General features: G+C 74.2%; 23 protein-coding genes. 13 read left to right on the top strand and 10 right to left on the bottom strand.

The window, feature by feature from the left end; genetic code table 11:
* The first annotated feature begins 66 nt into the window (after window positions 1–66).
* From KC207_RS12725 to KC207_RS12715, 3 genes are read left to right on the top strand one after another with little or no spacing between them, the layout of a single operon-like run.
* Window positions 67–1200, top strand: coding sequence for a COG1470 family protein (locus tag KC207_RS12725; protein ID WP_211603568.1), 1134 nt, complete (start codon window positions 67–69; stop codon window positions 1198–1200).
* Window positions 1197–1724: a hypothetical protein gene (locus KC207_RS12720; RefSeq protein WP_211603566.1), complete on the top strand. Its 528-nt coding sequence runs from the start codon at window positions 1197–1199 to the stop codon at window positions 1722–1724. Before KC207_RS12725 ends, KC207_RS12720 begins: the two co-directional genes overlap by 4 nt.
* Window positions 1721–3361: a chitobiase/beta-hexosaminidase C-terminal domain-containing protein gene (locus KC207_RS12715; RefSeq protein ID WP_211603564.1), complete on the top strand. Its 1641-nt coding sequence runs from the start codon at window positions 1721–1723 to the stop codon at window positions 3359–3361. The genes KC207_RS12720 and KC207_RS12715 overlap by 4 nt, the downstream gene beginning before the upstream one ends.
* Here the strand turns inward: KC207_RS12715 and KC207_RS12710 are convergent.
* Window positions 3354–3965, bottom strand: coding sequence for a class I SAM-dependent methyltransferase (locus KC207_RS12710; protein WP_211603562.1), 612 nt, complete (start codon window positions 3963–3965; stop codon window positions 3354–3356). The two genes, KC207_RS12715 and KC207_RS12710, sit on opposite strands and share 8 nt — an antisense overlap.
* Window positions 3966–4038: 73 nt before the next feature.
* On the opposite strand from KC207_RS12710, the gene hflX reads away from it, so the two are divergent.
* The 3 genes from hflX to KC207_RS12695 all read left to right on the top strand — a co-directional run bounded on the left by hflX (window position 4039) and on the right by KC207_RS12695 (window position 8896).
* Window positions 4039–5499 carry a GTPase HflX gene (gene hflX / locus KC207_RS12705; RefSeq protein WP_211603560.1) on the top strand — a complete coding sequence of 487 codons (1461 nt, stop codon included), beginning with the start codon at window positions 4039–4041 and terminating at the stop codon, window positions 5497–5499.
* Window positions 5500–5560: 61 nt separating this feature from the next.
* Window positions 5561–6628, top strand: a complete 1068-nt coding sequence (locus KC207_RS12700; protein ID WP_211603558.1) for a GNAT family N-acetyltransferase — start codon at window positions 5561–5563, stop codon at window positions 6626–6628.
* Window positions 6629–6637: 9 nt separating this feature from the next.
* Complete coding sequence (locus KC207_RS12695) at window positions 6638–8896, top strand: ATP-dependent DNA helicase (RefSeq protein ID WP_249138722.1); 2259 nt, start codon at window positions 6638–6640, stop codon at window positions 8894–8896.
* Window positions 8897–8900: 4 nt separating this feature from the next.
* On the opposite strand, the gene KC207_RS12690 is transcribed toward KC207_RS12695, so the two are convergent.
* Window positions 8901–9461 (bottom strand): P-loop NTPase family protein, encoded by a 561-nt coding sequence (locus tag KC207_RS12690; protein ID WP_211603556.1) that lies wholly within the window; start codon window positions 9459–9461, stop codon window positions 8901–8903.
* 111 nt (window positions 9462–9572) lie between these two features.
* Here KC207_RS12690 and KC207_RS12685 point away from each other — a divergent pair, with 111 nt between their 5' ends.
* From KC207_RS12685 to rpsT, 4 genes are all read left to right on the top strand, one after another.
* A complete protein-coding gene (locus KC207_RS12685) occupies window positions 9573–11174 on the top strand; it encodes an SLC13 family permease (RefSeq protein ID WP_211603554.1) in 1602 nt (533 codons plus the stop codon).
* A gap of 9 nt (window positions 11175–11183) precedes the next feature.
* Window positions 11184–12425, top strand: coding sequence for an MFS transporter (locus KC207_RS12680; RefSeq protein ID WP_211603552.1), 1242 nt, complete (start codon window positions 11184–11186; stop codon window positions 12423–12425).
* A gap of 65 nt (window positions 12426–12490) precedes the next feature.
* Complete coding sequence (gene holA, locus KC207_RS12675) at window positions 12491–13483, top strand: DNA polymerase III subunit delta (RefSeq protein WP_437179133.1); 993 nt, start codon at window positions 12491–12493, stop codon at window positions 13481–13483.
* Between the two features lie 179 nt (window positions 13484–13662).
* Window positions 13663–13923, top strand: a complete 261-nt coding sequence (gene rpsT / locus KC207_RS12670) for a 30S ribosomal protein S20 (protein WP_211603548.1) — start codon at window positions 13663–13665, stop codon at window positions 13921–13923.
* A 63-nt stretch (window positions 13924–13986) separates the two neighbouring features.
* On the opposite strand, the gene KC207_RS12665 is transcribed toward rpsT, so the two are convergent.
* The 5 genes from KC207_RS12665 to KC207_RS12645 form a co-directional block, all read right to left on the bottom strand.
* Window positions 13987–14532: a type II toxin-antitoxin system PemK/MazF family toxin gene (locus KC207_RS12665; RefSeq protein WP_211603546.1), complete on the bottom strand. Its 546-nt coding sequence runs from the start codon at window positions 14530–14532 to the stop codon at window positions 13987–13989.
* A 95-nt stretch (window positions 14533–14627) separates the two neighbouring features.
* On the bottom strand, window positions 14628–15662 hold the full coding sequence (locus KC207_RS12660) for a phosphotransferase family protein (RefSeq protein ID WP_211603545.1): 1035 nt from the start codon (window positions 15660–15662) through the stop codon (window positions 14628–14630).
* A 48-nt stretch (window positions 15663–15710) separates the two neighbouring features.
* Window positions 15711–16538: a carbohydrate ABC transporter permease gene (locus KC207_RS12655; protein WP_249138721.1), complete on the bottom strand. Its 828-nt coding sequence runs from the start codon at window positions 16536–16538 to the stop codon at window positions 15711–15713.
* Window positions 16539–16579: 41 nt separating this feature from the next.
* Window positions 16580–17524 carry a carbohydrate ABC transporter permease gene (locus tag KC207_RS12650; RefSeq protein WP_211603542.1) on the bottom strand — a complete coding sequence of 315 codons (945 nt, stop codon included), beginning with the start codon at window positions 17522–17524 and terminating at the stop codon, window positions 16580–16582.
* Window positions 17521–18879, bottom strand: a complete 1359-nt coding sequence (locus KC207_RS12645) for an ABC transporter substrate-binding protein (RefSeq protein ID WP_249138720.1) — start codon at window positions 18877–18879, stop codon at window positions 17521–17523. Before KC207_RS12645 ends, KC207_RS12650 begins: the two co-directional genes overlap by 4 nt.
* A gap of 176 nt (window positions 18880–19055) precedes the next feature.
* Here KC207_RS12645 and lepA point away from each other — a divergent pair, with 176 nt between their 5' ends.
* Complete coding sequence (gene lepA / locus KC207_RS12640) at window positions 19056–20909, top strand: translation elongation factor 4 (RefSeq protein ID WP_211603540.1); 1854 nt, start codon at window positions 19056–19058, stop codon at window positions 20907–20909.
* The gene (locus tag KC207_RS12635; protein WP_211603538.1) at window positions 20906–22153 is read left to right on the top strand and encodes an MFS transporter; all 1248 of its coding nucleotides are present in this window, start codon (window positions 20906–20908) and stop codon (window positions 22151–22153) included. Before lepA ends, KC207_RS12635 begins: the two co-directional genes overlap by 4 nt.
* Here the strand turns inward: KC207_RS12635 and KC207_RS12630 are convergent.
* The 3 genes from KC207_RS12630 to KC207_RS12620 all read right to left on the bottom strand — a co-directional run bounded on the left by KC207_RS12630 (window position 22114) and on the right by KC207_RS12620 (window position 24515).
* The gene (locus tag KC207_RS12630; RefSeq protein WP_211603536.1) at window positions 22114–22929 is read right to left on the bottom strand and encodes a GNAT family N-acetyltransferase; all 816 of its coding nucleotides are present in this window, start codon (window positions 22927–22929) and stop codon (window positions 22114–22116) included. The genes KC207_RS12635 and KC207_RS12630 overlap by 40 nt on opposite strands.
* 60 nt (window positions 22930–22989) lie before the next feature.
* Window positions 22990–23574: an NUDIX hydrolase gene (locus KC207_RS12625; RefSeq protein WP_211603534.1), complete on the bottom strand. Its 585-nt coding sequence runs from the start codon at window positions 23572–23574 to the stop codon at window positions 22990–22992.
* 155 nt (window positions 23575–23729) lie between these two features.
* Entirely contained in the window at window positions 23730–24515 is a 786-nt protein-coding gene (locus tag KC207_RS12620) for a tyrosine-protein phosphatase (protein WP_211603532.1), read from the bottom strand.
* Window positions 24516–24573: 58 nt separating this feature from the next.
* Here KC207_RS12620 and hemW point away from each other — a divergent pair.
* Window positions 24574–25846 (top strand): radical SAM family heme chaperone HemW (gene hemW / locus KC207_RS12615; RefSeq protein WP_211603530.1); only part of this gene is annotated, 1273 nt, incomplete at its 3' end.

Genomic DNA, 25846 nt, shown 5'->3' with positions numbered 1-25846 from the left:
CTCGCCGGACCCGTCCGGCACCACCGTCCACGCGCCGGGAAGCCGGCCGACCGCAGGGGACCACCGATGAAGGCACTCGTCATGACCCGGGCAGCCGCCCTGGTGATGCTCGCTGCCCTCGTCGTGGTCGCCCTCGTCGGCCGGCTCCCGGGCGTCGACGGCGCCCTGGCGGCCGCGCCCGCCCGTGACTTCACGGTGACGTCGCAACCCGCGAGCCAGACCGTCCAGCGCGGGCAGAGCGTCACGTACCGCATCTCGCTCGCCCCGGTGTCGGGGTTCACCGGCCAGGTGTCGCTCTCGACGGGCAAGGCCCCCTCGGGGACGACGCTCTCGCTCAGCCCCGCGAGGGTGGCGGTGGGACCCAGCACGGGGACGAGCACCCTCACCCTCTCGACGACGGCCGCGGCCGCCGTCGGGACGCAGACGTTCACCCTCACCGCCGCGAGCGGCCCGACGAAGCGCACGCTCGACCTCACGGTCGTCGTCTCCGCGCCGGCGTCGCCGTCCCTCACCGTCGGCGCCACCCCGGGCACCGTCACTGTCGCCCCCGGATCGACCGCCACGTACGCGCTGTCGGTCTCCCGGCTCGGCGGGTACACGGGACCGGTGTCGCTCGCGACGAGCGGCCCCCTCCCGGCCGGCGTCAGCGCGACGGTGAGCCCCGCGAGCATCCCGGCGGGCACGACCTCGCCCGTCGCGGTGACGCTCACTGTCCGGACCTCCGCGGCCACGCCCGGGTCCACGACCCCGGTCACCGTGACGGCCACCGGGACCGCCGCGAGTCCGGTGATCCGCTCGCAGGTGGCCCCGGAGCTCGTCGTCGACACGAACCAGAGCGCGAAGGCGTTCTCCCTCGCGGCGACGGTGAGCGGTGCCCTCGGGCCGGGCATCGCGCCCCGTCCGGTCGAGCTCGCCGTGACCAACCCGAACAACCAGCCGCTCCCGGTCACGAACCTCGGGGTCACCGTGACCGGTACCTCCGACCCGCGGTGCGGCGCCTCGGAGTTCACCGTGCGCCAGTACGCCGGCTCCTACCCGGTGACGGTGCCCGCCCGGACCGAGGGGACGCGCCTCACGACGCTCGGCGTCCCCCCGTCGGCCCTGCCCACGGTCGCCATGCTCAACCGCGCGGGGAACCAGGACGCCTGCAAGGGCGTGACGGTCTCCCTGGCCCTCACGGGATCGGCGACGAACCAGTGACCCTCATCGCCTCCCCCCGTCGCGCGCCGCGCCCGCGGAAGGACGGGCGACCCTCCCGGTGCGGCTCGCGCGGCCTCGTCGTCGCTGCCGTCGTCACCGTCGGCTCCGTCCTCGCCGGGGGCTCCGCCTTCGCCTGGTGGTCGACGACCGGCGCCGGGAGCGGCGACGGCACGGTCGGCGCCCCCGTCGCCCTCACGACGACCGCCTCCGTCGCGTCCGGCGCGGCGCTGGTGCCCGGAGGTTCGGCCCCTCTCGTCCTCACGGTGACCAACCCGAACCCGACGTCGGTGCTCGTCACCGCCGTGCGCCTCGACGGCTCGCGCCCGGTGGCGGTCTCCGGTGCCGTCGGGGCGTGCACGGCACCCCCGGTGACGGTGGACGCCGCGACCTCTTCGTCCGTCCCGGCCGGAGGCACCGTCACGCTGACGCTCCCGGACGCCGTGGCCCTCGGGGCAGGTGCGCCGTCCGGGTGCCAGGGGGCTTCGCTCACCGTCCCCGTGGTGCTCGACGGGAGGACCTCGTGACCACATCCCAGCGCCCGCTCGCTCGTCTGCTCGGTGGTCTCCTCGCCGCCGCGGCGACGGTGCTCGCCCTCGCCGCCCCGGCCTGGGCCTTCTTCTCGGTGCTCTCCGACGGGGCGACCGGCGCCGCCGTCGTCGCCACCCTCGGCACCCCCGGCGCCACCGTGGCGTCGTCGAGCCCGTCGGCGGTCGTCGTCGAGGTGACCCCGCCCGCGACCGGGCCCACCCCGACGGCGTACCGCGCCGTCCGGACCGCGCCGCAGGCGGCGACGCTCGTCTGCGCCCCGAGCGGGACGGGCGCCACGTGCACCGACCCCGCACCCGTCGCCGGCACGACGAACACCTACACCGTCCACGCGCAGCTGGCCGGGACGGCGTGGGAGTCGCCGACGCCCCGCACCGTCACCGCCGTCGTCGCGAACGGTGACACGACGCCCCCGGTGACGACCGCGACGACCTCGCCCACCCCGAACGCCGCCGGCTGGCACCGGACCCCCGTGACGGTCACCCTCTCCGCGTCCGACGCCTCGGGGGTCGCGAGCACCCACTACACGACGGACGGGAGCGCCCCGACGACGGCCTCGACCGCCTACACCGGCCCGTTCGCCGTGTCCACGTCGACGACGGTGCGCTACCTCTCGGTCGACACCGCCGGCAACCTCGAGGTCCCGCGGACCCTCGAGGTCCGGATCGACGGCACGAGCCCCACCGGTGCCCTCACCGGCCCGGCCGCCGGTGCGGTCGTCGGTGGGACGGTCACCGTCTCGGGGACCGCGGCGGACGCCGGCGGCTCCGGGGTGGCGGGCGTGCAGGTCCAGGTGCGTCAGGGCGCGGGGTCGTTCGTGCCGCTCGGTGGGCCGGTCGCCGCCCCGGGCGGGACGTGGTCGACCACCTGGGCCACCGCCGGACTCGCCGACGGCGACTGGTCCCTGCGTGCCGTCGTCACCGACGTCGCCGGCAACTCGACGACGACCGCAGCCGTCCCCGTCTCGGTGCGCAACGCCTCGCTGGTCGTCACGCCCTCGACGACGACCCCCACGGCCGGCACCCCGTTCACACTCACCCTCACGACGGGCGCCGACGTGACCGGGAGCCGCGCGATCTCCGTCACCGGGCTCGCGACGTCGCCCAACGGCTCCGCGCCGAGCGCACCCGGGACGGCGACGTTCACCGACGGCGTCGCGACGATCCAGGTGACCGCGGTCCGCGCCGGGGCGCAGACGGTCTCGGTCAGCCTGACCGCCGACGGTCGGTCCGGGAGCACGAACGTGACGGTCGCCCCGAAGGCCCAGGGCCAGCTGTCCTTCACCGCCTGCTCCGGCACTGCGACGTGCACCCCGAACTCGGCGACGGCATCGACGTCCGCCCCTCGTGGCGGAACCGTCTCCTTCGCGATCGCCCGACGGTCCGTGGACGACCTCGGCAACTCGCTCCTCGGGAGCTCGGTCACCGTGACGTTCACGACCTCGTCGGGCAGCGTGTCCACGTCGAGCATCACGCTGGGGGTCGGCGTGGCCCAGTCCGGGACCGTGACCTACTCGCCGCCGGGCAACTCCCCGCAGACACGGACCGTCACCGCGTCCGGCTCCACATCGGGCGATCCCGTCGCGTCGGCCACACTCTCGATGACGTTCAACTGACCGGTCGGGTCACCTCGAGCACCCGGAAGCCCTTGCTCGAGGTGACCCGCTCGCACCGCATCCCGACCTCCGCCTCGACCCACCGCTGCAGGGAGTCCGAGCCCAGGTTCTTCTGGACGACGAGCGAGGCGACCCCGTCCGGCGCCAGCCGGGGCAGCCACGTCCGCAGCAGGTCGTGGAGGACCGCCTTGCCGACCCGGATCGGTGGGTTGGACCAGATGCGGTCGAACCGGACGCCCTCGGGGATGCCGGCCGCGGTCGTGGCGACCACCCCGCCCAGCCCGAGGGCAGCGGCGTTCCGGCGGCACAGGTCGAGGGCGCGCTCGTTGACGTCGAGCGCGTACACCGTCGCCTCCGGCGCGAGCAGGCCGAGGGTGAGCGCGACCGGACCCCAGCCGCAGCCGAGGTCGAGGAACGTCCCGGACGCCGGGGGATCGGGTACCGCGTCGAGGAGGACCGCGGTCCCCTTGTCGAGGCCGCCGGGCGAGAACACCCCCCCAGCGACCTCGACCTCGACGTCGCGACCGGCGAGGCGGACCCGCAGTGGACGCCGGTCGGCCGCGCTCGCCGGCTCCGCGGTGAAGTAGTGCTCGTGCTCGCTCATCGGGACCGAAGGCTAGCCCCCACGGAAGAAACGACTCGCCCGCAGGCGTTCCATCGGGGACGATGAGGAGAACATGACTGCTGCACGAGACATCCTCTCCGGGCGGGCCCACGCGCTCGCCGACGGCTCCGACGACGCCGGGTTCGTCCTGGACGACGACCGGCTCACCTACGACGGTGACCAGTACGACCGCGAGGAGCGGGCGGCGCTGCGCCGCGTCACCGGGCTCTCCACCGAGCTCGAGGACGTCACCGAGGTCGAGTACCGCCAGCTGCGGCTCGAGCGCGTCGTCCTCGCCGCGGTGTGGTCCGAGGGCTCGCTCACGGATGCCGAGAACTCGCTCCGCGAGCTCGCCGCCCTCGCCGAGACCGCCGGCTCCGACGTCCTCGCCGGCGTCATGCAGCGACGGAGCAACCCCGACCCGGCCACCTACCTCGGCAAGGGCAAGGCGGCGGAGCTGCGCGACATCGTCGTCGAGGAGGGCGCCGACACCGTCATCTGCGACACCGAGCTCGCCCCGAGCCAGCGGCGTGCCCTCGAGGACGTCGTCAAGGTCAAGGTCGTCGACCGCACCGCCCTCATCCTCGACATCTTCGCCCAGCACGCGAAGAGCAAGGAGGGCAAGGCCCAGGTCGAGCTCGCCCAGCTGCAGTACCTCCTCCCACGGCTGCGCGGCTGGGGTGAGTCGATGTCCCGGCAGGCCGGTGGTCAGGCCGCCGGCGGCCAGGGCATGGGGTCGCGCGGACCGGGTGAGACGAAGATCGAGCTCGACCGGCGCCGGATCAACTCCCGGATCGCGAAGCTGCGGCGCGAGATCAAGGGGATGAAGACCGTCCGCGACACCAAGCGCGGCGGGCGCCGGGCCAACCGGGTGCCGAGCGTCGCCATCGCCGGCTACACGAACGCCGGCAAGTCCAGCCTGCTCAACCGGCTGACGAACGCCGGCGTCCTCGTCGAGAACCAGCTGTTCGCGACCCTCGACCCCACGGTGCGCCGCGCCGAGACGCCGGACGGACGCCTCTACACGCTGGCCGACACCGTCGGGTTCGTCCGGCAGCTGCCGCACCAGCTCGTCGAGGCGTTCCGCTCCACGCTCGAGGAGGTCGCCGACGCCGACCTGCTCCTCCACGTCGTCGACGGCAGCCACCCCGACCCCGAGGGACAGATCAGCGCCGTGCGGTCGGTCCTCGCCGACGTCGAGGCCCACGACGTCAAGGAGGTGATCGTCGTCAACAAGGCCGACATCGCCGACCCCGAGACGCTCGACCGCCTCCTGCGCCACGAGAAGCACTGCATCGTCGTCTCCGCGCGGACCGGCGCCGGCATGGACGCGCTGCGCGCTCTCGTCGCCGACGAGCTGCCGCAGCCGGACATCGACGTCGAGGTGCTCGTCCCGTACGACCGGGGCGACCTCGTGAGCCGGGTCCACGAGGTGGGGGAGGTGCTCGCGAGCGAGCACGTCGCCGACGGCACCCGGCTCACCGCCCGGGTCGACGCCGAGCTCGCCGAGGACCTCTCCGCCTTTGCGGTCTGACCGCGTAGCCGCCGCCCGCACCACGCGCTCTGTTGCGAACACCTTGCAATAGGCTGGCGCGGTGAGCGAGGACATCACGACCCGTCGGACGCGGGTGCGCCCGGCCACCCCGGCCGACCGGGACCTGTGGGTCCGGCTGCACACCGATCCCGAGCAGTACCCCTTCGCCCCGTGGTGGGTGAGCACCGAGGCGCAGGCCGAGGAGTTCCTCGAGCGGGTCCTCGCCCACCACGAGGAGCACGGCTTCGGCTACGGGGTCGTCGAGTCGCGGGAGGACGGTCGCGCACTCGGGGTCGCCGGTGTCGTCCTCGGCGCCGAGCGGACGAACCTCAACCTCTACTACCGGCTCGACCTCGAGGCACACGGCGAGGGGCTCGGCCGGGAGGTGGCGCGCGCCGTCGTCGCCGACGCCGTCGAGCACGGGCCGGACCTGCCGCTGACGGCGACGGCCCGACCCGACCACCGGGCCTCGATCCGCACCGCCGAGTCCGCGGGCCTCGCGCTCGTCGGAGCCGTCGACGGTGCGGACCTCGCGGGGGTGCCGGCGGACGTCGTGGCCAGGGCGCGGGCGAACGACCCGGCCGAGGTGCCCGCGGCCGTCGTCCTCCTCGCCCCCCGCCCCGACGTCCGCCGCGAGCCGTTCGACGCCGACACCCGTGCGGCGGTCCTCGACCTGTGGTGCGCCGTGACGGAGGCCGGGGGAGCGGTGGGCTTCACCCCGGGGGCGCCCCGCGCGGACGTCGCCGCCGCCCTGGCCCGCCACGAGGAGGGGATGGCCGCGGGGCTCCAGGTGGCCGTGCTGCTCCGGGACCCCTGGGGTGGCGTCGTCGCCGCCGGCTGGTGGGCCGCGACCGGCTCGCCCCTCCTCGCGCACCGGCGGACCGCGTACCGGGTCATGACCGACCCCGCCCGGCGGGGCCGCAACCTCGGCCGCCTCCTCATGGCCGCGATGCACCGGACGGCCCGCGCCGACGGCGTCGAGATCGCCGACCTCGGCGTGCGCGGCGGGACCGGCACCGAGGGCTTCTACGCCGCGCTCGGGTACACCGAGGCGGGCCGCGTCCGGGGCGGCATCCGGGTCGCCCCGGGGGACGACCGCGACGACATCACGATGATCCGCCACCTCTAGGCTGTCCGGGTGCCCGACCTCGACGACCTGCTCCACGCCGCGGTCGCGGGCGTCGGCGGCACCGAACGGCCCGGGCAGGTCGAGATGGCCCGGGCCGTCGCGAAGGCCGTCGACACCCGGGAGCACCTGCTCGTCCAGGCCGGCACGGGCACCGGCAAGTCGCTGGCCTACCTCGTCCCGGCGGTCCAGCACGCCGTCGACACCGGCCGCACGGCCGTCGTCGCGACGGCCACCCTCGCCCTCCAGGCGCAGATCGTCGACCGCGACATGCCCCGGCTCGCGGACGCCCTCCAGCCGGTCCTGGGTCGCCGGCCGACGTACGCCCTCGTCAAGGGGCGCCGCAACTACGTCTGCCTCCACAAGCTCGAGGGCGGCTTCCCCGACGACGACGCCGACACCCTCCTGTCCGTCGGCGACGTCGACCGGGAGAGCTCACGACTCGGCCAGGAGGTCGTCCGCCTGCGCGAATGGGCCGGGCGGACCGAGTCCGGCGACCGCGACGAGCTCGTCCCCGGTGTCTCCGAGCGCGCGTGGCGCCAGGTGTCCGTCAGTGCCGAGGAGTGCCTGGGCTCGCGCTGCCCGATGGTCGCCGAGTGCTTCGTCGAGCGCTCGCGCGAGGCCGCCCGGGACGTCGACGTCGTCGTGACGAACCACTCGTTCATGGCGATCGACGCCTTCGAGGGACGGCAGATGCTGCCCGAGCACGACGTCCTCGTCGTCGACGAGGGCCACGAGCTCGTCGACCGGGTCACCTCGACGATCACCGACGAGCTCACCGCCGGAGCGTGCCGCGCCGCCGCGAAGCGGGCCGGCAGGCAGGCCGACGCCGCCGAGGCGCTCGAGGACGCCGCCGTCATCCTCGAGTCGGCGCTCGAGGGCGTCCCGGAGGGGAGGCTCACGGCCCTGCCGGACGCCCTCGCGATGGCCCTCGGCCGGATCCGGGACGTCGCCCGGGCCGCCCAGAGCGAGCTCAAGCCCCAGCAGGGGGAGGAGCCGGACGGCTCGCGCCAGGTGGCCCGGGCCGCCGTCGACGACCTCTTCGACACCGCCGCCCGGATGCTCGAGGAGCGCGAGCTCGACGTCGTGTGGCTCTCGCAGGACCCCCGCCGGGGACCGGTGCTGCGGGTGGCACCGATGAGCGTCGCGATGCTCGTGCGCGACAAGGTCTTCGACGAGCGGACCGTCGTCGTCACCTCCGCCACCCTCGAGCTCGGGGGGACCTTCGATGCCGTCGCCGGCACCGTGGGCCTGCGGGGGGAGGAGGCGCCGCCGTGGCGCGGCCTCGACGTCGGCAGCCCCTTCGAGTACCCGAAGCAGGGGATCGCGTACGTCGCGAAGCACCTGCCCCCGCCGGGGCGCGACGGGACGGCGCCGGAGACCCTCGACGAGATCGAGGCCCTCGTCCGCGCGGCCGGCGGACGCACCCTCGGGCTCTTCTCCTCGATGCGCGCCGCCCGCGAGGCCACCGAGGTGATGCGCGAGCGGCTCGAGGGCAGCGGCGTCACGGTGCTCTGCCAGGGCGAGGACCAGATCGCCACCCTCGTGCGGGACTTCGCCCGGGAGCCGACGACCTGCCTCTTCGGGACGATGTCGCTCTGGCAGGGCGTCGACGTGCCCGGCTCGTCCTGCCAGCTCGTCCTCGTCGACCGCATCCCCTTCCCGCGGCCGGACGACCCGCTCGCCTCCGCGCGCTCGCAGGCCATCGCCCGGATGGGCGGCAACGGGTTCATGGCGGTCTCGGCGACGCACGCCGCGCTGCGGCTGGCCCAGGGGGCGGGCCGGCTCATCCGGCGGTCCGACGACCGCGGCGTCGTCGCGTTCCTCGACTCGCGGATGATGACCGCGCGCTACGCCGGCTTCCTGCAGCGGTCGCTGCCGCCGTTCTGGCCGACCGCCGACCGCGAGATGGTCCTCGGCGCGCTCCGCCGCCTCGACGAGACCGCCCCGCCGCCGCTGCCCGTCGCCGAGCCGACGCTGCGGGGGCTCACCGGCGCGGTGGCCGGGACGGCGATGGTCGAGGCGACGCCGGCCCCCGCCGACCGTCCCGTCGCCCACCCGCCGCCGCCCCCGGAGTCGTCGCGGACCGCCGTCACCCACGGCCACGCCTGGAGCGCCCAGGACGACGAGGAGCTGCGCGACGGGGTCTCGCTCGGCCTCTCGCTCGAGAAGCTCGCCGAGTCGATGGAGCGCCCGCTCGACGCGGTCGCGGCCCGGCTCGAGGGGCTCGGTCTCGAGCCCGGCGACGGCGGCACGCTGACGTTCGACTGAGCGGTCAGGCGGCCCGGTCCTCGAGCGCGCGGAGCCAGGCGTCGAGGGCCCGGGGGTCGGTGAACCGGACGACCGGCGGGGCGTCGGGGTCGGAGACGAGCCGGTCGACCTCGCGGTGCTTGCGCTCGAAGGACCGCCAGTGCCACGCGACGATCGAGTCCCGCGAGAGGGCCTGGCGCCACGACTCGGTGTTGCCGCCGCAGACCTCCTCGTGGGTCCGCACCCGGCGCACCGTGCGCGTGAGGAGCCGGCCGAGGCTCACCCGTCGCGGGAAGTCCAGCGCGACGACGAGGTCGGCGCGGGGGAGCACGACGTCGCGGGACGCCGACCACAGCCCGTCCATGACCCAGGCCGGACCCTCGGCGTGCGGCTGGACCGCCTCGACCTGCTCGGGCTTGCCCAGCTGCACCCAGCCGGGCCGCCAGTAGAGGTCGTCGACCGCGACGTAGGGCATCCCACCGGCCGCGGCGAGCCGAACGGCGACCGTCGACTTCCCGGACCCCGTCACCCCGAACAGCACGATCCGTCGATGGCGGGAGAGGTCCGGCGGGGGGTCCACGAGCACCCCGGGAGGCTACGCGAGCCCCGCCACCGCATCCCCCCGTCCCTGTCGCGCCACGGGCCCGTCTGCGGCAGTAGTGTCCAGCCCAGTCGACTCCCCCGCGGAAGGACCCCCATGAGCAACGCCGCTCGCAACACCCGGACCGAGTCCGGGACGGAGGACGCCCCCACCGGTCGTCCGGCCAGGACCGTCTGGGGGCTGCGCCTGCTCGGCGTCGTCCTCGCGGGGGTCGTCTATCTCGCCCTCGGCGGTGCCGAGCTCTCCCAGGACGGGCGCGTCGTCGCCGCCGTCGCCGTGCTCATGGCGGTGTGGTGGATGTCCGAGGCGATCCCGCTCTCGGCGACCGCGCTCATCCCCATCGTGGCCCTGCCGTGGCTCACCGAGCTCGACGTCGACGCGGCGACCGCGCCGTACGCCGACCCCATCGTCTTCCTCTTCCTCGGTGGCTTCCTCATCGCCATCGCCATGCAGAAGTGGAACCTCCACCGCCGCATCGCGCTGCTCACCCTGCGCCGCGTCGGGACCCAGCCGCGACGGATCGTCCTCGGCATGATGATCGCCACGGCGTTCCTGTCGATGTGGGTCTCGAACACCGCGACGACGCTCATGATGCTGCCGATCGCCCTGTCGGTCCTCACCCTCGTCATCGAGAACAGCGACAAGACCGGCGACCGGGAGCACGAGGGCCTCAGCGAGCGCCTCGAGGGCGACGAGACGATCAGCGACATCGTCAGTGACAAGGGCATCCGGCTCTTCGGCGTCGCCCTGCTGCTCGCCGTCGCGTGGTCGGCGTCCATCGGGGGCCTCGGCACCCTTCTCGGCAGCCCGCCGAACGCCATCGTCGCGGGCTACGTGAGCAGCGAGCTCGACCAGGAGATCGGCTTCGCGCAGTGGATGATGCTCGGGGTCCCGATCGTCGTCGTCTTCGTCGGCATCGCCTGGGTCCTCATCACCCGGGTGATGTTCCGTTTCGACCTGGACTCCATCCCCGGCGGTGACGAGCTCATCGAGGAGGAGATCCGTGGCCTCGGGCCCGTGAGCCGGGGGGAGCGGGTCGTCCTCATGGTCTTCCTCGGCGCGGCGTTCCTGTGGATCGTGCCCGGCCTCCTGTCGAACATCGGCCCGGTCGGTGACGCGATGCCGTGGCTCGGCGAGCTCGACGACACGGTCATCGCCATCGCCGCCGGTCTCGTCATGTTCCTCATCCCCGCCGACAAGGACCACCGGATGACCCTCGAGTGGCAGGACGCCGAGAAGGGCCTCCCGTGGGGTGTCCTCCTGCTCTTCGGCGGTGGCCTGAGCCTCGCCGGTGCCGTCGCCGAGACGGGCCTCGACGAGTGGTTCGGTGCGCAGGTCAGCGGCCTCGGGGCGCTGCCGATCGTGCTCATCCTCCTCGCCGTCGTCGCGCTCGTCCTCCTCCTGACCGAGGTCACGTCGAACACCGCGACCGCAGCGACCTTCATCCCCGTCCTCGGAGGCGTGGCCGTCGGCATCGGCGTCGACCCGATCACCCTCCTCATCCCGGCGGCGCTGGCGGCCACCTGTGCCTTCATGCTGCCGGTCGGCACCCCGCCGAACGCCATCGTCTTCGGCTCCGGGGCCGTGAAGATCAGCGAGATGGCGCGCGGCGGTGCGCTGCTCAACGTCGTCGGCGTGCTGCTCATAACCCTCTTCACGGTGGTCCTCGGGCCGGTCGCGCTGGGGCTGGTCATCTAGCCTGGGCCGGTGCGAGTCCCCGCCCTCCCCGTCCTTGGCGGGCGCAGCCTCCGGCTCATGGGCGCGGCCTCCGGGCTCACCGCCCTCGGGGCGCTGCCGCCCTTCCTCCTCGGCGCCCAGGCGGTGTGGGTCCGTGACGACCTCGGCATCGGCCTCGGCCAACTCGGGGCCGCGGTCAGCGCGTTCTTCGCGGCGGCCGCCACCGGGTCGGTCCTCGCCGGGGTGCTCCTGGACCGCGCCGGGCGTCGGGTGGGGATCACCCTCGCGGGGTCGATCCTCCTCGCGGGCGGCCTCGTCATGGCGACCCTCGTCTCCGGGCCGCTCTCGCTCGTGCTGTGCATGGTCGGGCTCGGGCTGGGCAACGCCGCCTGCCAGACCGCCGCGAACGCCTCGATGGCCCGCGCCCTGCCGCCCGGACGCCGCGGGCTCGGCTTCGGCGTCAAGCAGTCCGCCGTCCAGGTCGCGATCATGGCCGGCGGCCTCGCCGTACCCACCCTCGGCAGCTGGTTCGGCTGGCGCAGCACCTTCGTCGCGAGCGCGCTCGTCGGGGCGGCGGTGGCGCTCTCCGCGGTCGTCCGACCCCCGCTCGAGGGCGCGGCCCGTCCGGCCCGCGCGACGAGCCCCGACGAGCCTCCGTGGCGTCCGCTCCTGCTCTGCGGGCTCGCGATCACGTGTGCGAGCGCGGCCGCGAACTTCCTCGGGGCCTTCCTCGCCTCGTGGGGCTACGAGTCCGGGCTGACCGCGACGGCGATGGGCCTGCTCATGGCGGTCGGCTCCGCCGGGTCGATCACCGTGCGGGTGGTGTCCGGGTGGCGGGCGGACCGCCGGCAGGGGGCCAACCTGCCGGTCGTGGCCGCCCAGATGCTCGCCGGGTCGGTGTGCATGGCGGCCGTGGCGCTCGGGACGCCGTGGTCGCTGCTCGTCTTCGGGTTCCTCGCCTTCGCGATCGGCTGGGGCTGGCCGGGGCTGCTCCTCTACGCGGTCGCCCGGATCGGCCGGGACAGCCCCGCACGCTCGTCGGGCGTCATCCAGGCGGGTGCGTTCGTCGGTGGGGCGGCGGGGCCGCTGCTCCTCGGGGCGATGGCCGGCGACGTCGGCTTCCGTCCCACGTGGCTCGTCGCGGGCGGGCTGCTCGTGGTCGCGGGGCTGCTCGTCCTGCTCGCCCGGCGCGGCTTCCGGACCGACCTCGAGCGCCGGCCGCCGCGTGAGCCGATCACCTGGGGCGGTGGCCGGGCCGCGACCACGCGCTGAGCCGGACGTCGGCCCGGCCGGGGGAGCGGGGCGTGCTGTCGGCCGGAGGTGGCACGATGGCCGCCATGACCGAGGTCGTCGCCGTCGCCAGCGGGGTCCCGCCGTACGTCCTCGTCAGCGGGCCGGAGGGGGTGCTCGCCGAGCGGGCGCTCGCCGCGACCCTGGACGACCTCCGGGTCGCGCACCCGGACCTCGAGGTCATCACCCTCCACGCGGGGGCCTACGAGGCCGGACAGCTCGGCCTGCACGCCAGTCCCTCCCTGTTCGGCGGCGCCAAGTGCATCGTCGTCCACGACCTCGACGAGGCGCCCGACGACCTCCAGACCGACCTGCTGAACCTGCTCGCCGGGGGCCCCGAGCCGGACCTCACCCTCGTGGTGCTGCACAAGAGCGGGCAGCGCGGGAAGAAGGTCCTCGACGGGCTGCGCGGGGCGAGGGCCCGGGTGCTCGACGCCCCCGCCATCAAGACCGACCGGGACAAGACCGAGTTCGCGACGGCGGAGTTCCGCCGGGCCCGGCGCAAGGCGACCGGCGAGGCGGTCCACGCGCTCGTCGAGGCGGTCGGCAAGGACGTCCGTGAGCTGGCCGCGGCCTGTCGCCAGCTCGTCGAGGACACGACCGGCGTCATCGACGAGAAGGTCGTCCTCACGTACCACGGGGGCAAGGTCGAGGCGACGGGCTTCCGCGTCGCCGACGCCGCGATGGCCGGCGACGCGGCCGAGGCGCTCCGACTGCTGCGGCACGCCATCGGGGTCGGCGTCGACCCGGTGCCGATCGTCGCCGTCCTCGCACAGCAGGTGCGCCAGCTCGTCAAGGTGGGCTCGGCGGGACGCGGCCGCTCGGCCGACGTGGCCCGCGACGTCGGGATGGCCCCGTGGCAGGTCGACAAGGCGCGCCGCACCCTGTCGGGGTGGAGCGCCGACGGGCTCGCCACGAGCCTGCAGGCCATCGCCGCGGCCGACGCCGAGGTCAAGGGCGGGGGTCGGGACCCCGTGTACGCGGTCGAGCACGTCCTCCTCGTCATCACCGGGCAGCACGAGCGGGGCCGGGACGCCTGAGCGGGGCGCGTTTTGGTGGCCTCGCCGGCCGCTGGTACTTTGTCGACTGCGTGCGCGTGTGGTCGCGCGCGCACGAGCACCATTCAGCGCAGGTCAACCACGGGTGCCCCACGCCCGGTCCCGACCCGCGACTGCCGCCCTCTACGGCAACCCGATCATCGACCGAAGGCAACGAACCAGTGGCGAACATCAAGTCCCAGCTCAAGCGCATCAAGACCAACCGGGTCGCGACGGAGCGCAACCGCGCCGTCAAGTCCGAGTTCAAGACCGCGATCCGGCGCTTCCGCCAGGCCGCGGACGCCGGCAACGCCGAGGAGGCCCGCACGGCGCTCTCCGCCGCGTCGGTCACGCTCGACAAGGCCGTGAGCAAGGGCGTCATCCACAAGAACCAGGCCGCGAACAAGAAGTCCGCGATGGCCAAGCGCGCCGCTCGGCTCTGAGCCGCGCCCACCGCGAGGGCCCGCCACCGACCACGGTGGCGGGCCCTCGCGCGTGTCGGCCGGTCAGCCGGTGGCAGCCCGCACCGCCGCGGCGACCTCCTCGAAGCGGGCCCGGTCCAGGACGGCGCCCTCGCGCCGCACCGCAGCAGGGGCCACCCGCACGACCCGGTTGACCCGCACCTCGCTCGGCCGGCCGCGGGAGTCCCAGGGCCCGCTCCCGATGTCGACCCACCGGCGGCCGGCGCGGCGCTCCTGCTCCTCGTCGCGGTCGTGGTCCTTGCTCGTCAGCTGCAGCGCGAGCAGCCACGGGCCGTCGTGGCCTACGAGCAGGACAGGACGGTCCTTGCCCCGGCCGTGGTCCTCCTCGTACGGCACCCACGTCCACACGATCTCCCCGGGGTCGGGCTCGCCGTCCGGCTCGGGGGCGTACACCGGGTCCAGTGGTCCCGTGAAGTCGCCGGGGTAGGCGTCGCCGGTCGTCGGCGCGGGGGCCTGCGGGGACGGCCCGGGTCGGCGGGGTCGCGAGCGGTCGGTGGAGGTCCGCGCCGCCTTCATCGCCTCACGGACCGCGGTGCGCACGAGCGGACGGAGGGCGCGCTGCCAGTTCATCCCCCGACCCTACTGAGCCCCGGCCGCTCGCCGCCGGAGTCCGGGGTGGAGGTGGTCCCGCGCGAGGCCCCGAGCGCGGGTCACTCGACCGGGTGTCACCGGCGTGGCGGTGCACCCCCGCCGAGCGTCCACCCGCGGCGGTGGGCGAGCAGGCGGAGCGCGGTGTCGGAGAAGAAGAGCGCGTGGGACCGCAATGCCGGCGTGCAGCCGAACGGAGGCGGCTCGTCGAGGTCGGCGAGCATGAAGCCGACGAACCACGCGAGCAGGGTGTCGACCGCGTCGTGCGGCACGCCGTCGAGGAGGGGTGAGGTCGCGAACCGCCGGACGTCGACGCCCTGGTGGTGCATGAGAGGCCACAGCGTGACGAGGTCGACCCACGGCGCCCCGAGGCACAGGTGGTTCCAGTCCACGGCCCGGATCCGGCCGTCCGGTTCCCGCACGAGGTTGTCCGGGCGCAGGTCGCAGTGGAGGAGGGCGTCACCGCGCACCGCGTCCGCGATTCCCCGGGCGAGGCGCGCGAGGTCCGCTGCGGCCGTCGCGTCCGGAACGCCGTGACCCAGGGGCCAGTGGCGGTCACCGACGACGAGGGAGTCGACGGTGGCCACGGGCGTCGGGTCGCCGGCGAGCAGGTCCGAGAGGTGTGCGAGCCCGGCCTTCGGCGCGGCCGAGAGCGTCGCCCGGGCGACCTCGAGACAGACGCCGTGGGCGGCGTCGGCGTCGGCCGCGGTCCACGGTCGGCCGGGCTGCACACCGTCCACGGCCTCGAGCACGAGGACGTGCCACGGGCCGGGCCCCGCGGCCCCGTGCACGACCTCGAAGCCGACGAGGCGCGTCGCGCAGTCGAGCCCCGTGAGCAGGGGCAGCAGCTGCGCCTCGCGCCGGGTCGCGTCGAGGACGAAGGGCATCGTCGGCGGCGCCGCCTTCGCGAAGACCCGGCCACCGTCCTCGAGGTCGAGAAGGCCGGCATACGCCCCGCCGAACCCGGACGACGCCGGGGGAGCGGCGCGTCGCACCGGAGAGCCGGCGATCCGAGCGACGGACTCCCGGACCGGGCTCGGCAGGCTCTCGAAGCGGGGTCGCACGCTCGTCGCGAGGTAGTCGACCTCGGGGACGCCAGATGCCGTGGACACGAGCCCCACCGTGCCAGGCGGGCCGAGCCGCCGCACCGGGACATCGGGTCAGCGGATACCGGTGCGGGCGAACCCCTGCACGAAGTACCGCTGGAAGACGAGGAACAGCACGACCATCGGCAGCACGCTGAGGAGCGCGAAGGCCATCGTGCCGCCGTAGTCCGAGCCGAGCTGGCCCTGGAGGTAGAGCAGCCCGATCGGCAGGGTGTACAGCGTGTTGTCCTGCAGCGCCACGAGCGGCCAGGCGAAGTCGTTCCACGACTGGAGCAGGCTCATGAAGAACAGCACCGCGAGGAGCGGCCGGCTGAGCGGCAGCACGATCCGCAGGAAGATCCGCACGTGTCCGGCCCCGTCGAGGCGGGCGGCCTCGATGAGGTCGCGGGGGATGCCGATGACGAACTGGCGGGCGAGGAAGGCGCCGAACCCCGTCGCGGCCGTGGGCAGGATGACCGCCCAGTAGCTGCCGAAGAGCCCCATCGACGTCACGAGCCGGAACAGCGGCACCATGATGACCTGGAGCGGGATCATGAGGGTCGCGACGCACAGGAGGAAGAGCGCGGTCGACCCGCGGAAGCGCAGGTGGGCGAACGCGTAGCCGGCGAGCATGCTCACCGTCACCGACAGCAGCGACACGACGAGCGCGATCGCGACTGAGTTGCCGACCCACGTCACGACGGGGAACGCGTCGAAGACCCGCTCGAAGTTCTCCAGGGTCACCGCCCGCGGCCACAGGCGGGTCTCACCGCTGAACAGCTCGGACCGGCTGGAGAAGGCGACGACGACCATCCAGTACAGCGGGAAGAGCAGCGCGAGCGAGACGAGCACGGCGCCGAGGAGGCGCACCGGCATCCAGCGGTCGCGACGGCGCCGCCGCACCGCCCGGTCCGGCGTGGCGGGCCTCGTGGGCGTGGCGGTTCTCATCCGACGAGGTCCCGGGTCCGGCTCGTCCGCCAGCGCAGGCCGGTGAAGAGCAGGCTCACGAGGAGCAGGACCACGCCGATGGTCGCGGCGTAGCCCTGGTCCCGGACGACGAAGCCGTTGTCGTAGGCGTAGGTCACGAGGACCGTCGTCGCGTTCTGCGGCCCGCCCCCGGTGAGGACGAAGACGATGTCGAACACCTGGAAGGAGTAGATGACGTTCATGATGACGAGGAAGAAGGACGACGGCCCGAGCATCGGCACGACGACGTACCGGAACCGCTGCCACGGTCCGGCGCCGTCGAGGGTCGCGGCCTCGATGAGCTCGGCGTCGATGCCCTGGAGCCCCGCGAGGTAGATGAGCATGTTGAAGCCGGTGCGCCACCACAGGGTCACGAGGACGACGGACGCGAACGCGGCGACACCGTCGGACTGCCAGTCGACCGTCGGCAGCCCGAGCGCCCGGAGCAGGCCGTCGGCGATGCCGCTGTTCTGGTCGAAGACGAGGACCCCGATGAGCGCCGTCGCGACGCCCGAGACCGCCATCGGCAGGATGAGGACCGAGCGGAACAGCGCCCGGGCGGGCAGCACCGAGTTAAGGAGCACCGCGGCGCCCAGGCCGAGGGCCATCGAGGCCGGGGTGACGATGACAGTGAAGAGCACCGTGTTGAGGCAGGCGCGCCAGAAGACCGGGTCCGAGGCCAGGCGCAGGTAGTTCTCGGCGCCGACCCACGTCCCCTCGCCGAAGCCGTTCGTGCGCTGCAGGCTCAGCGCGGCCGCCCCGAGGAGGGGCACCGCGACGAAGGTGCCGACGAGCACGAGCAGCGGGGCGAGGAACCCGTACCCCGTCAAGGCCTCGCGCCGGGCGCCGGGACGCCGGCCCCCGCCGTCGGGGCGAGCGGGCGCCGCGGGCGGTGCGGCGCCCGTGCGCGCCGTCGTCGTCACCGTGCCGTCGCCTCGCCGATGCCGCTCGAGAGCGCCTGGACGGTCGCGTCGACGCCGCGTCCACCGACGAACGCCCGCTCGAGCTCGTCCTGGAGCACCGTGATGATCGCGGACATCGAGGGGGAGGCGACCTGGCCGGAGTCCTGCGGCAGGACGGCGGCGGCCTGCTGGAGGAAGACGGGCGCGAGCTCCGGGCGGACCTCGAAGTCGATGCCGGACTCGATGAGGTCCGCACGCGTCGGCAGGAGCGAGGCGCCGGCGCAGAACGTCTCCATCTGCTCGCGCTCCGTCACGTGGTCGAGGAACCGCGCGACGAGACCGGGGTCGCGGACGTCCTTCGTCGCGACGAGGGCGTTGCCGCCGAAGTCGCCGGCGGACCGGACGTCCCGCGGCGGGAAGGTCGCACCCCACGGGAAGTCGAGGGTCGAGGTGGCGTCCGGGACGAGGAAGGCCCCCGCGAAGTTCATCGCCGTCGTGCGGGAGTACCAGATGTCCGCGGCGTAGGTCGAGGACTTCACCGAGCTGTTCGGCGGGACGAGGTCGTCGGTGAAGAACCCCTGGGTGAACCGCACCGCCCGGGCCCCGGCGTCGGAGTCGATGGCGGCGGTCACGAGGTCGTCCTCGAGGAAGCGGCCGTCGGCCTCGAACAGCCAGCTGAGCCACCGGGTGACCCCGTTGCCCTGCCAGTTGTAGGCGAACGGCCACGCACCGTCCGGCAGCGAGCCCTTGACCCGGCGGGAGACCTCGAGGAACTCCTCCCAGGACCAGGCGTCCTCGATGGAGGTCGGGACCGAAGCGACGCCGGCCTGCGACAGGAGGTCCTCGTTGTAGAGGATCACCGACGTGTCGGTGTGGTGGGGCACGCCGTAGGGGGCCCCCTCGCGCTGGACCGCCTGCCACGCCTGCGGGGTGAACCGGTCGGCGAACCCCTCGGGCAGGTGGGGAGTCAGGTCGAGGAGCTGGTCCTGGCCCGCGTAGCTGCCGAAGGTGTAGTACGGCACCCGGAAGACGTCCGGCGGGTTGCCGGCCTGGATCTGGGCGTCGATCGTCGTGAACATCTGCTCGTAGGGGACGGCGTTGAGGGTGACGGTGGCACCCTCCGCCTCCTGGAACGAGGCGATCGCGGCCCGGAAGCCTGCGAGCTCGGCGTCGGTGCCCCACGTCGTGAAGGTGATCCCACCCTCGTCGGTGGAGGCGTCGTCGCCGGACGTCGAGAAGCCCGCGCAGGCGCCGAGCGCGAAGGGGGCGGCGGCGACTCCGCCGGCGGACAGGAGCTGGCGACGGGTGAGCGGCACGGGGGCCTCCTGGTCTGTCGTGCTGGCATGGGAGAAGGCCCGGGCACGCTGCTCGACCACGGACGAGACGACTCTAGGCGCGAGCGAGGACGTCGGTCACCGACCCGACCCGGATCCGACCCGACCCTGTCGAACCTCGGCGCGGGCCGCTCCCGTCACCGGTTCGGGTTGCACGCCGCGACGTGGGAGACTGGCAGGAGTGCCCTGACCCCGCGACCCCGAGGACTCGACCGCCCGTGTCTCCCCGTGCCAGCACCGTGCTGCCGCCGCACGCGACGCCGCCGGAGGCGATCCGCAACTTCTGCATCATCGCCCACATCGACCACGGCAAGTCGACGCTCGCGGACCGGATGCTCCAGATCACCGGCATCGTCGACGACCGCGCGATGCGGGCGCAGTATCTCGACCGGATGGACATCGAGCGCGAGCGGGGCATCACGATCAAGTCCCAGGCGGTGCGCATGCCCTGGGAGGTCGACGGCAGCAGCCACGTCCTCAACATGATCGACACCCCCGGCCACGTCGACTTCACCTACGAGGTCTCCCGCAGCCTCGCGGCGTGCGAGGGCGCGATCCTCCTCGTCGACGCGGCCCAGGGGATCGAGGCCCAGACCCTCGCCAACCTCTACCTGGCGATGGAGAACGACCTCACGATCATCCCGGTCCTCAACAAGATCGACCTCCCCGCGGCCCAGCCCGAGAAGTACGCCGAGGAGCTCGCCGGCCTCATCGGCTGCGACCCCGAGGACTGCTTCCAGGTCTCGGGCAAGACGGGCCAGGGCGTCGAGCCGTTGCTCGACGCGATCGTCCACCAGGTCCCGGCTCCCACCGGCGACGCCGACGCCCCCGCCCGGGCGATGATCTTCGACTCCGTGTACGACACCTACCGCGGCGTCGTCACGTACGTCCGGGTCGTCGACGGCCACCTCACCCCGCGCGAGCGGATCGCGATGATGTCGACGAAGGCGACGCACGAGCTCCTCGAGATCGGCGTCATCTCCCCGGAGCCCAAGCCTTCCGACGGTCTCGGCGTCGGCGAGGTCGGCTACCTCATCACCGGCGTCAAGGACGTCCGCCAGTCCAAGGTCGGCGACACCGTGACGAACGCGGGCAAGCCGGCCACCGACGCCCTCGGCGGGTACCGCGACCCCAAGCCGATGGTCTTCTCGGGGCTGTTCCCGCTCGACGGCTCGGACTACCCGGACCTGCGCGAGGCCCTCGACAAGCTCAAGCTCAACGACGCCGCGCTCGTCTACGAACCCGAGACCTCCGTCGCCCTCGGCTTCGGCTTCCGGTGCGGCTTCCTCGGCCTGCTGCACCTCGAGATCGTCCGTGAGCGGCTCGAGCGCGAGTTCGACCTCGCGCTCATCTCCACCCAGCCGAACGTCGTCTACGACGTGACGATGGAGGACGGGACCGAGGTCCTCGTGACGAACCCCAGCGAGTTCCCGACGGGCAAGGTCGCCGAGGTCCGCGAGCCGAAGGTGCGCACCACGGTGCTCGCCCCGAGCGAGTTCATCGGCGCCATCATGGAGCTGTGCCAGGGCAAGCGCGGCACGCTGCTCGGGATGGACTACCTCTCCGAGGACCGCGTCGAGATGCGCTACACGCTGCCGCTCGCCGAGGTCGTGTTCGACTTCTTCGACCAGCTGAAGTCGCGCACCAAGGGGTACGCCTCCCTCGACTACGAGCCGGACGGCGACCAGGCCGCCGACCTCGTCAAGGTCGACATCCTCCTCCAGGGCGAACCGGTCGACGCCTTCTCGGCCATCGTCCACAAGGACCGCGCCTACGGCTACGGCGTCATGATGGCCGGCAAGCTCAAGGAGCTCATCCCGAGGCAGCAGTTCGAGGTGCCCATCCAGGCCGCCGTCGGGGCGCGGATCATCGCCCGCGAGAACATCCGGGCCATCCGCAAGGACGTCCTCGCCAAGTGCTACGGCGGTGACATCTCCCGCAAGCGCAAGCTGCTCGAGAAGCAGAAGGCCGGCAAGAAGCGGATGAAGAACATCGGCTCGGTCGAGGTGCCGCCGGAGGCGTTCATCGCCGCCCTCACCTCCGACGGCGGCGCCGACGCCACGAAGAAGTGAGTGCCCCCGCCGCCCCGAGCACCGTCGCTCCCCACCACCCCGTCGAGGACCTCCCGACCACCCGGCTGCTGCTGCCGCTGTCGGCGCTGCTCTGGGGCACGCAGTTCGCGTTCCTCACCCCGGCGATCGGGATCATCCTCGCCGCGCTCTACGACGCCGACGCCACCCAGATCGGGGTGGCGCTCGCGGCGTACAACTCCAGCGCGTTCGTCGCGACGCTCGTCGTGCCGACCCGGGCCGACCGCAAGGGCGACTACCTGCGGCCGCTGCTGTGGTGCGGCGGGTTCACCATCGCGCTCGTCACCGCCCTGGCGCTCGCGCCGACCCTCGAGCTGGCCGTCCTCGCGCTAGTCGCGCTCGGCGGTCCGGCCGGTGTCGCGATCGGGCTGATCTTCGCCCACCAGCGGCACACCGGGGCCACCCCGGACCAGGTGATGCGCACCCGCGCGATCTTCTCGCTGTCCTGGGTCGGCGGACCGCCGCTCGCCGCGTTCATCATCGGCGCCGGTGGGTCCCGCGCCGTCCTGTGGTCGATCGCGGGGCTCGGTCTCGTCGGTCTGGGCCTCACCCGGCTCATGACCGTCCGGCACGCCCGGTCCCGGCACGCGGGCGCCCCGCCGCCCCGGGGTGACCGGATGTCGGTGACGCTGCGGCGCCCGGCGGTCCTCGCCCTGCTCGGGACCTTCGTCGCGCTCATGGCGGCCGTCACGGCCTCGGTCGCGGTGATGCCGCTCTACGTCACCGAGGTCCTCGGGCTGCACGTCGAGTGGAGCGGCATCGCGCTCGGCACCTGCGCCGCCCTGGAGATCCCGCTGCTCCTCTCGCTCGGCCGGCTCACCCGCCGCTTCGGGTCCTGGCGGCTCGTCGGCGTGGGCTGCGTCGCCGGGCTCACCTACTACGCGCTCCTGCTCACGGTCGGCAGCCAGGTGGTCCTCGTCGGGGGGCAGGTGCTCAACGCCGTGTACATCGCGACGATGTCCGGGGTCGGCCTCACGCTCTACCAGGACGTCGTCGGCCGGCCCGGGCTCGCGTCCTCGCTCTTCATGAACACGACCCGGGTCGGGGCGATCGTCGCCGGCCCGGTGCTCGCCGTCGGCGGCGGATCGGCGTTCGGCTACACCGGGGTGTTCGCCGGCTGTGCCGGTCTCGTGGTCCTCGGGAGCGGCGTCCTCGTCGTCTCCCGGCTGCTGGCCCGGCGCCGGGCTCAGGCGAGACGGTCGACGTCGGGGACGCTCACCCCGTAGGACAGCTCCGTCCCGTCGAAGCCGAGGGAGCGGTAGAGCCGGCCCGCGGGGTTGTGCTCCTCGGTGACGATGACGAGCCCCTGCGCGCCGTGGGCCCGCACCCAGGCGGCGGCCCGTCCGACGAGGTGCCCGGCGAGTCCGCGCCCGCGGTGGTCGGGGTGGGTGAGGACGGACTGGAAGCGCCCCACCGGACCGCACCGCACGATCCCGAGGTGGGCCACCGGGGTGTCCCCGTGGGTGACGAGGGCGAACCAGGCGTGCCCGGCCTCGACGGCGCGGCGCCTCGCGTCCGCCTGTCGCTCGAGGAAGACCCGGTGCTCCTGCGCCGACTCCGACCCGTCGTCGTGGGTCGCGACGAGGCCGACGGCGTCCGACCACGCCGCCTCCCGCCCCAGCTCGCGGACGACGTAGCCCTCGGGCAGCGGCACCTCCCGCACGGGCCCGTCGGCGAGGAGGGTGACGACGACGTCGGGCTCGAACCCACGCTCGGTCCACGCCGGCGCGACCGGCCCGGGCAGGCCCACGGTGCGGTGGCGTGCGTGCGGGAAGGCGCGCTCGAACCGGCGCAGCCAGAGGTCGACGTCGTCGGCCCGGTCGGGGTCGAGGACGTCGAGGTAGTTGCCCCAGCGGAACGTGGGGTTGTCGGGGGTGACGACCCGGAGGTGGTCGCCCTCGTCGTGCACCTCGGAGCCGGTGAGGGAGGAGACGACGAGGTCGGTCCAGATGCCGGGGCCGACGAGCCCGGCCCACCGGGGTCTGGTCGTGAGAAGGTCCACCGGCCCACGGTGGCAGGTCGGGCGCCCGGCGGCCACCGGGTTGTCCCGGTGGGCCGCCGCTCAGGCCTGCGCGCCGTCGGGGACCGTCGACTCCTCGACCGACGACCCCGGGACCGGGCCGTCCCTCCAGCGGTCGGCGTCGGCGGCGAGGGCGAGCAGGGCCGGGACGTCGGCCGGCCACACGGCCTCGGTGGCGGTGTCCAGGTCGGCGGGGTCCCACCACCGGGTGTCGACGATGCAGAGGCGCTCCTCCTCGGTGTACCCGGACGGGTCGACCTGGAAGGCGGGGGTGTCGACGACGAACCAGACCTCGGTCTGGTCCACGACCTTGTCGCTGTAGCCGTGGACGACGAGCCGCTCGAGGACGGGCCCGCGGACGGCGTCGGGGGACAGGACGACACCGGTCTCCTCCGCGAGCTCCCGGACCGCGGCCTCGCGGTCGGTCTCGCCCGGGTCGACGCCTCCGCCGGGGGTGTCCCAGAAGTGCACCGACGGCTCGAGGCCGTGGTCGGAGTCGAGGAAGAGCAGGACCCGGCCCCGAGGGTCGCGCACGAGCAGCCGGACCGCCCGCCGGGCGATGCGCGGCCGGTCCCGGGGGTCCGGTCGGACGAAGCCCGGCTGGCCGGGCAGGGGCTGGGCGCTCACCCCGCCACCGTAGTCGCGCCGTACCCGCCGGGAGCCTGCCGGGAGCCTGCCGGGACGGACCGGCGGCACCGTCCCGGTCCAGGGCGTCGTCACCGCCCACCGTGGGCGAGGGCCCGCCGCGCCGGGCGTGCCGCCGAGCAGGGGGCTCGGGTCCGTCAGGCGCGGGTGAGCCGTCGGCGCAGGCGGTCGACGTCCTCGGACGTCCAGCCCTGGTCGCGCAGCCACCCCTCGGCCCCGCCCCAGCCGTCCCGGACGGCCTCGAGGATCGCGGTCATGGTCTCGGCCTGCGGGGTCTGGTCGGCGACCGCCTGGCGGGCCAGGGCGGGCCCGTGGCTGTCCGTGGTGACGATGCGGGCGATGATCGCCTCGATCCGCTCGGCGGACAGGACGTAGTCGGCGACGATCTCCTCCGTGGGGACACCCGCGACGTCGAGGCACATCGCGACGACGGTGCCGGTGCGGTCCTTGCCCGCCGCGCAGTGGACGACGGCGGCGCCCGCCGCGTCGGCGACGACGGACATCGCCGCCGACACCGAGTCGGGGCGCTTCGCGAGGTAGCCGAGGTAGTGCTCGGTCCAGAACTGCGCGCCCTGCGGTGAGCGCTCCTCGCGCGGCGGCAGGGCCAACGCGCGGGCGGCGACCTCGTCGGCCGTGAGCGGCTCGCGCCGTGGCAGGAGCGAGTGGTGGTGGTGCGTCAGAGCATCGACGCGACGCAGCGGGCCCTCGCCCTCGAGGTGGAGCTCGGTCTCGGTGCGCAGGTCGACGACGTCGGTGACCCCGAGCTCGCCGACGAGCCGGTCGACGTCCTGCGGGGTGAGGTCCTGGAGGTTGTCGGACCGGATGAGCCGGCGCGGGACGACGGTGCCCCCGTCGCGGGTCGGCAGCCCGCCGAGGTCGCGCATGTTGACGAGACCGTCGAGGTGGATCCAGCGTTCCGGCATGGGGCCGATCCTAGGTCCGGGCGCGGACGGGCCCCGCGGCGGGTGACACGATGAGGCGGTGCCCCGACTGCCCGACGGCGACCCCGCCCCGCACGACGGCCGGCTCCCCGCATCGGCGACGGACCGGCTCGGTGACGGGCCCTTCGGCATCTACCTCCACGTGCCGTTCTGCGCCGTGCGCTGCGGGTACTGCGACTTCAACACCTACACCCTCCCCGAGCTCGGCCCCGGCGCCTCGACGGAGGACTTCGCCGCGACCGCCGTCGGCGAGCTCGACCTCGCCGCCCGCGTCCTGGGCGACGGGGCACCTGCCGTCGACACCGTCTTCGTCGGCGGGGGGACGCCGACCCTGCTCCCGGCCGCCGACCTCGTGCGGCTCGTCGACGAGGTGCGCGCGCGGTTCGGGCTCGCCCCCGGCGCGGAGGTGACGACGGAGGCCAACCCCGACTCGGTGACGGCGGCCGACCTGCGCGCGCTGGCCGACGGCGGGTTCACCCGGGTGAGCATCGGGATGCAGTCGGCGGTGCCGCACGTCCTCGCGACCCTCGACCGGACCCACGATCCGGCGCGGGTGGCCACCGCCGTGGACGCGGCCCGCGACGCCGGGCTGGCGACGAGCCTCGACCTCATCTACGGCACGCCGGGGGAGACGCTCGAGGACTGGCGCAGGAGCCTCGACGCGGCGCTGGCGCTCGAGCCCGACCACGTGTCCGCGTACGCGCTCGTCGTCGAGGACGGAACCCGGATGGACGCCCAGGTGCGCCGCGGCGAGCTGCCGCTGCCGGACGGCGACGACGAGGCGGACAAGTACGAGGCGGCCGACGAGTCGCTCGTCGCGGCGGGGTACGACTGGTACGAGGTGAGCAACTGGGCGCGGACCCCGGCCGGTCGCTGCCGCCACAACGAGGGCTACTGGTCCGGGGGCGACTGGTGGGGCGTGGGCCCCGGCGCGCACTCGCACGTCGGCGGGGTGCGGTGGTGGAACGTCAAGCACCCGCGGGCGTACGCCGCCCGGCTCGCGGTGGGGGAGTCACCGGCCGCGGGGCGCGAGGTGCTCACCGAGGAGCAGCGACACGACGAGGAGGTGCTCCTCGGGGTGCGGCTGCGCGAGGGGCTGGCGGTGGACCGGCTGGGCCCCGAGGGGCGGACGGCGGTGGCGGGCCTCGTCGCCGAGGGCCTCGTCGACGGCGCCGCGGCCGTCCGCGACCGCCGCGTCGTGCTCACCCGGCGCGGTCGGCTGCTCGCCGACACGGTCGTGGGGGGGGGGGGGGGGGGGGGGGGGGCGGCCCCGGGGGCGCGCCCCCCCCCCCCCCCCCCCCCCCCGCCCCCGC

Source organism: Phycicoccus avicenniae (genome assembly GCF_018139485.1).
Lineage (GTDB): Bacteria > Actinomycetota > Actinomycetes > Actinomycetales > Dermatophilaceae > Phycicoccus > Phycicoccus avicenniae.
The sequence above is the reverse complement of the archived record's forward strand: the minus strand, read 5'-3'. Positions and strand labels throughout refer to the sequence as shown.

Bases quoted from the DNA above. Each gene is read 5' to 3' on its own strand.
- KC207_RS12725 (WP_211603568.1), top strand. From the start codon at position 67: ATGAAGGCACTCGTCATGACCCGGGCAGCCGCCCTGGTGATGCTCGCT.
- KC207_RS12710 (WP_211603562.1), bottom strand. From the start codon at position 3,965: ATGAGCGAGCACGAGCACTACTTCACCGCGGAGCCGGCGAGCGCGGCC.
- hflX (WP_211603560.1), top strand. From the start codon at position 4,039: ATGACTGCTGCACGAGACATCCTCTCCGGGCGGGCCCACGCGCTCGCC.
- KC207_RS12685 (WP_211603554.1), top strand. From the start codon at position 9,573: ATGAGCAACGCCGCTCGCAACACCCGGACCGAGTCCGGGACGGAGGAC.
- holA (WP_437179133.1), top strand. From the start codon at position 12,491: ATGACCGAGGTCGTCGCCGTCGCCAGCGGGGTCCCGCCGTACGTCCTC.
- KC207_RS12665 (WP_211603546.1), bottom strand. From the start codon at position 14,532: ATGAACTGGCAGCGCGCCCTCCGTCCGCTCGTGCGCACCGCGGTCCGT.
- KC207_RS12620 (WP_211603532.1), bottom strand. From the start codon at position 24,515: ATGCCGGAACGCTGGATCCACCTCGACGGTCTCGTCAACATGCGCGAC.